We start from the raw sequence: 4,120 nt of genomic DNA, 5'->3' as shown, positions 1-4,120 counted from the left end.
GCGGCGAGGAATGCAAGTGGACACACAGGAGGGTTAAAGCATGAAATCGGCAACAGCGGAGAGCATGGCAGCGATGAACGACGTGGAGATTGCTGCCTCCTTCAATCACTGGGCGACGAGCCTAGTTGATGGCGCTCAAACCGAGCCCGACACGATTACAGCTGCGGTTCCGGACGAGATTCGAGAGGCGCCGGGATTCGCTGAGGTCACTGACTTGGGGGCCGAGGGCGAGATTGACCAGGAACGGGGTGCGCAGGTCGCATGCGCTGTGCTGGTCCGCTAGCAGGTGACCCGCAGATGGGTCCGACGATCGATGCAGCGCTCGAGACATTCGACGACAGCAAGCTCATGGTCGAGATCATCCTCGCCTTGGGCTTGGTCGCGAGCGTACTTCTTATCACGGCGGCGACTGAGTTCGGAAAGATCGGGCCGATCAAGTTCCACAAGGGAAAGGCCGACAGAACTGTCCAATAAGCCATGAGACTCCACGCCCCAGTCCAACCAGGGGCCGAAGATGGTCGGCCACCGAACCTCCCTCCGGGCAGATCGCTATCAACCCTAGTCTCCAGCCGTACCCTCAGACGGGAGCTCTAGTAACGCGGCTGTAACGCCCAAATAGATAGCGTGCAAGCAACTGGGCGGCGTTGTGCGTGATTTAGAGTGCGAGTGTTCCGATGCCAAGCTGCGGAGATGCCAATGATCGACGGACCAAACCCGGATCGAGTACAGCCAGTGGACACCGAAGACGTTGAGTGGATTCTGGACCCCACTGATCAGGCGCTCATCGTCAGCCAAACCCGAGATCATAACCGTGCCGCGCTACCCGATCCTTTCTGTGGCGAACTCGGCCGGCGTCTACTTCTGGCTGAACTGCAGTTTAGCCGTTGGGTGGTTCGGCGCGTAGAAAAGCTCACATTCGATCAAGATCGTAATGTAAAGCGCCGGCTCACGGTTGACTTCAATGTTCGGGACGACGCGCCGCTCGTTGTTGACAAGATGGGTGACCGGTTCTGGATCGTGCCCATATCGCTCATGCGACGGCGCACCTTGGTCAACATGCACATCACGGATGAGGTTGGCAATGTCCTCCCGACACCGGGAATCCGACTTACGCAGCAGCTTGACGAGTCGATCCTGCTGGCCGCAGCGGGAAGTGTTTCACCTGCGCTTGCTGCGCAAGAGGACGTCCGCTCCTTCATCCGTCAGTTGGTGGCGGGTTCGCGCAAGGAGACGAATGACGCGCTGGCGCTTTTCGAGGGCTTGAGCGGTCCAGTCCCGGACCACCTGAGTCGCCTCACCGAGAGTTCCATCGTCCGCGCTGTGGTTTACCTTCTCCGCCGTAACTTTTCCTTGTACGTGTTCCTGCCCGCAGGGGCCGAAAACATGCGGGGCAGAAGGCACCGATTACTTAATCTCGAGTTCAGCGAACCTACGGGGTGGTCACGGATGACGCCACGCTTTACGGTCATGGGTGAGACGACGCTGTACGAGCATGACGACCGGCCGGCTCTTGGGGAACACTTTCGTCAGCGGACAGGCTGGTGGTTCCGTCAAACAGGGCGGAAACTTTGGACCGGGTTTCCATCGGCTCTGGGGCTGCGGCCGACAAGCATTCGCGTTCAGGTGCCCGGTGCCGAGAAGGCGTCGAGCTACCACCTTGAGCTGACCGCCCCTGAGGGGGTCGAAGTCGTTCGTGCACAGTTGCTCGCCGGCCGCCCGAATGAGAATGGCGGTCCCTACACCCACGATCGGGTGGTGGGGCATACGGCCACCGTGGGCCTTCACGGAGTTGAGGTGCCCAATGGATCACTCTGCCAGGCCCAGATAGATTTTAGAGTCACTTCGCGAGGCTGGCTGACGAATGCCACCTTCTCGTGTGCACTAGTTGCGCTGGTGCTGATCTCGCTCCTGCTTCAGGCGTCAGCGCATACTATGCAGTGGCCGACGGGGCAGGTAACGAACATTATCGCGCTGCTGATCACGACGGCCGCGGCAGTTGGCGCGATGATCGCGCACTCATCCTTCACGGGGGTCGCCGCTCGCATGGTCGCCCGACTACGCGGAATTGCGGCTGTAGCGGTCGCTCAACCGATCGTGGCCGCAGGAGCCTTGGCGTTTGCGCAAGAGGCCGATAGTTCTACCCCTACGGTCCTGCTTGACCCTGGCACGTTCGCTGTCTTATGGCTGGCTACGGGCATTGCGCTTGGCGTATTCGTGCTGATGGGGGCTGCCTTGATATTGAGTCTTCTCTGCGAGCGGACAGGCTACAAGGTGGCGTCACCTTGGGACATGACGGCGGACGATGACAGTGGGGACGAACCGCTGGCCAACTACGCCGATGCACTCAAAAAGTTCGGGTTCACACGGTCTGCCATAGGGATACTCTCGGCTGAGGGTTGGTATGGGCGGTACGGGTGGACCAACGACAAGCAAGACGCTGCGGTCCAGGCACTCGAGAGGTTGGCTCCGAAGTCGGCTCAGGCCCCGTTGACCTGCAAATGGGACTGGTCACACACGGTCTGCGGCGTCAGGGATTTGTGTCCCTACCGCGAGAGATTCCGCCGTCATGGCGGCGAATGGACATGAGCCCACGGTGGTGGGGAGCTGAATTCAGGGGATCAGGTTCGAGTCAGGAGCGACTTGCCGTACACCTGATTTTTAGTTGACCGCGAGTTCCAGCGGTTGCGGAGCAGTGACGCCATGCTGCAGGTTTGGTAGGACCGGAGACTATGTCAAATGAGCTGATCACGACCATCCTTGCACCCATTGCCACCGTACTGGTGGCTATGCTCGCTCTGGTTTCCGCGCTGCTGGGTGCAGCTATCGCATCTCGCGCAAAAATCGACGACGCCCTCCGCGCACGCCGGATGGAGACATATCCAAAGCTGTGGGCTCTCACGGCAACGGCATCCCGGTGGCCGCAGAATGACCTGAGTGTCGCACAGATTTCGGATTTCCACAGGGCGCTCCGGGAATGGTATTACGCTGATGGTGGTATGTATCTTTCCCACCGAGCTCGTCAACGCTACGGCGACATGCAGGAAGTCAACGCGGCCCTGCTCCGCGGCCGTGACAACTTCAGCACTCAAGGCTTGGGCGAGGCTGAATATAAAGCACTGATGACAGTCTGCAGCTCGATGCGCACTGCGATGACATTCGACCTTAATACGAGAAAAACACAGCCGCTTCTTCGTATTGGGCAGTGGGGAACGCAAACGGTCTCGTATACGAAGACCTGGCTTAATAACCGTAAGCCCAGGAAACTAGCCGAAGCCCTCGCGAATGCGCGCATTCAAGAATCAGTCGCGCCCGTGGGCGGCGAAGTCCGGCAATAGGACGGCCCGGACAGTGTCCCTGGAACGGCAACCCGAACGAAGCCATGTTCCTCGCATGGCGGCTGCCCATCGACCCGGCCGTCCGTGTTCGCCCTCGACCTTCCCTTGAATGCCGAAATGGAGGCCGCGGCATAGCACGTATCTGGTCTGCCCTGTAGCCGGTCACGGAATCACTCGATGCGCGACCGGAGTCGGCAGTAGTCTTCGAATAGATCCTGATGGAGAAATTCCCATTTCGACCATCATCTGGTGTTTGATAATTTTCGAATGCCCGGCGCGCTGAAGCATTATTAGGTCGAGGCCGTAGGCTGGGCCGCGGCCAAGACACATGAGCGTGGTAACACCGGGCGCATTGACGGCGGGCCACGGACCGGGTGCTCCGCGTCCGAGGGTTGCGCCGCTCCTCTGGGCAGGGCATCAAGGACAAAAAGAGGGGTGTGCACAATGTGCACACCTGGGGCTTCGGATTCGGTTGTACTGGCGGCGGACTGGGCCGGATTGGCGATGTTTTCGGGGGAGGGGCGGATTCTCTGGGGGAGGGAGCCCGGTTCGAGTCCCACCTCGGGCACAGTGTTTCCGCAGGTCAGAGGCCTTTTTCGCACAGAGTGTGGACAAAGCTTGACCTATTGGACTCCAAGGTATACATGCAGGACCCGTTGGGTGGGCCTGAGGGCCTGAGATGCACGCGCTATTCGACAAGCAGCAGCAAACTGCCCGTAGCAGCGGAGTCGGGCCGTGAATCGTCGCGTTGTGTCTCAGAACTGCTTGGCTAATTTGTTGGCTAT

At 59.7% G+C, this 4,120-nt stretch carries 4 protein-coding genes; all 4 read left to right on the top strand.

The annotated features are described in order from the left end of the window. Positions 1-40 precede the first annotated feature (40 nt). The 4 genes from JYA52_RS01725 (at position 41) to JYA52_RS01710 (ending at position 3,335) form a co-directional block, all read left to right on the top strand. Entirely contained in the window at positions 41-283 is a 243-nt protein-coding gene (locus tag JYA52_RS01725; protein WP_205651426.1) for a hypothetical protein, read from the top strand. Between the two features lie 14 nt (positions 284-297). Further along, positions 298-474, top strand: coding sequence for a hypothetical protein (locus JYA52_RS01720; RefSeq protein ID WP_205651425.1), 177 nt, complete (start codon positions 298-300; stop codon positions 472-474). Positions 475-696: 222 nt separating this feature from the next. Further along, positions 697-2,586 (top strand): hypothetical protein, encoded by a 1,890-nt coding sequence (locus JYA52_RS01715; RefSeq protein ID WP_205651424.1) that lies wholly within the window; start codon positions 697-699, stop codon positions 2,584-2,586. A gap of 143 nt (positions 2,587-2,729) precedes the next feature. Continuing rightward, positions 2,730-3,335: a hypothetical protein gene (locus JYA52_RS01710; protein ID WP_205651423.1), complete on the top strand. Its 606-nt coding sequence runs from the start codon at positions 2,730-2,732 to the stop codon at positions 3,333-3,335. Positions 3,336-4,120: the final 785 nt, after the last annotated feature.

The sequence above is a fragment of the Arthrobacter pascens genome, assembly GCF_017052465.1.
Classification (GTDB): Bacteria; Actinomycetota; Actinomycetes; order Actinomycetales; family Micrococcaceae; genus Arthrobacter; species Arthrobacter pascens.
Note: the sequence above shows the minus strand (reverse complement) of the source record. Positions and strands in the feature narration are given on the sequence as shown.